Origin of the sequence: Tepidanaerobacter sp. EBM-38 (genome assembly GCA_001896545.1) — a bacterium.
Classification (GTDB): domain Bacteria; phylum Bacillota; class Thermosediminibacteria; order Thermosediminibacterales; family Tepidanaerobacteraceae; genus Tepidanaerobacter.
In genome coordinates this window covers 1-1392 of record MPOT01000035.1, presented here as the reverse complement: position 1 = coordinate 1392, position 1392 = coordinate 1, and the positions used below count along the sequence as shown (strand labels likewise).

Genomic DNA, 1392 nt, shown 5'->3' with positions numbered 1-1392 from the left:
GCAAACAGGAGGCACATTTTTGTGGACAATTTTATGCATTGAGAAAAAAACGGCGTGAAATCTTGAAAATAGCAATTTGAACGTCTGCCGAAATATATCACTTTTTTCAAAATAATTGACTTGCGGATTTTAGGTAAAAAGAAAAGAAAAAGAATTATTTTGACATTACGATAAAATATACTATCTTTGCAACACTTTTAAGAAACAATATCGCGGAGTGGAGCAGTTGGTAGCTCGTTGGGCTCATAACCCAAAGGTCACAAGTTCGAATCTTGTCTCCGCAACTATCGAAAAGAGGGTGTATCACCAAGTGATTTCACCCTCTTTGTGTTTGTACTCCTATCGGAGAATCCTTTCAACCATTCGATCTTCAGCGACTCATTTGTTATGTCGATGCAGCTTCTTTTTTATCCCGCATATGTTTCCGGAAACTACCGCTTTTCATTCGAAAAGGAATAGGGAAAATCAGCGGGTTGAACGCCTCGTTTGTAATTGGGCTTGTCGGACATCGTCATTTCAATTTGCGCTCCCTTTGTCAGATCTTCATGCGTAAAATAATTTTTTGAATACGATTCTCCGTTCAGCTTGATATCCGCTATATAGCGTTTCGATACTTCATTATCTGCAGCATGAATGGTAACGACTTTCCCATTCTCCAACGTAATGTTTATTTTATTGAACAACGGTGAACCAATGACATACTCGTTACTTCCCGGACAAACGGGATAAAATCCCATCGCGGAAAATACATACCACGCCGAGGTTTGCCCGTTATCCTCATCACCGCAGTACCCGTCGGGAGCAGGCGTGTAAAGCCGATCCATCACTTCCCGTACCCAATATTGAGTCTTCCAAGGCTGGCCTGCATAATTATACAGATAAATCATATGTTGAATCGGCTGATTGCCATGAGCATACTGACCCATGTTCATGACCTGCATTTCGCGAATTTCGTGAATGACACCACCATAATAACTCGCATCGAAAACAGGCGGCATGATAAATACGGAATCCAGCATCGTCACGAACTCCTTCGCTCCTCCCATCAAATCGATCAACCCTTGTGGATCGTGAAAAACCGACCACGTATAATGCCAACTGTTGCCCTCGGTGAAAGCATCTCCCCACTTGAAGGGACTGAAAGGCGATTGAAAGGTCCCGTCTTCATTCCGTCCCCGCATGAGTTTATATTCGGGTGAATATAGATTCCGGTAGTTTTGACAACGTTTGGCGTAAAGATCGATCTCTTTTTGAGGACGATTCAATGCTTTGGCAAGTTGATAGATCGTCCAATCGTCATACGCATACTCCAATGTGCGAGCAGCACTTTCGTTGATACCCACATCGTATGGCACATAACCCAATCGGTTGTAGTATTCGTAACCCAAACGT

The 1392-nt window shown here is 42.7% G+C and carries 1 protein-coding gene and 1 tRNA gene; one reads left to right on the top strand and one right to left on the bottom strand.

Features of this window, described 5'->3' with window-relative positions:
• The first annotated feature begins 211 nt into the window (after positions 1-211).
• A tRNA-Met gene (locus BUC45_RS03840) sits at positions 212-284 on the top strand.
• A 147-nt stretch (positions 285-431) separates the two neighbouring features.
• On the opposite strand, the gene BUC45_RS03835 is transcribed toward BUC45_RS03840, so the two are convergent.
• The coding region (locus BUC45_RS03835) for a glycoside hydrolase family 92 protein (RefSeq protein ID WP_296970469.1) at positions 432-1392 on the bottom strand (961 nt) is incomplete at its 5' end.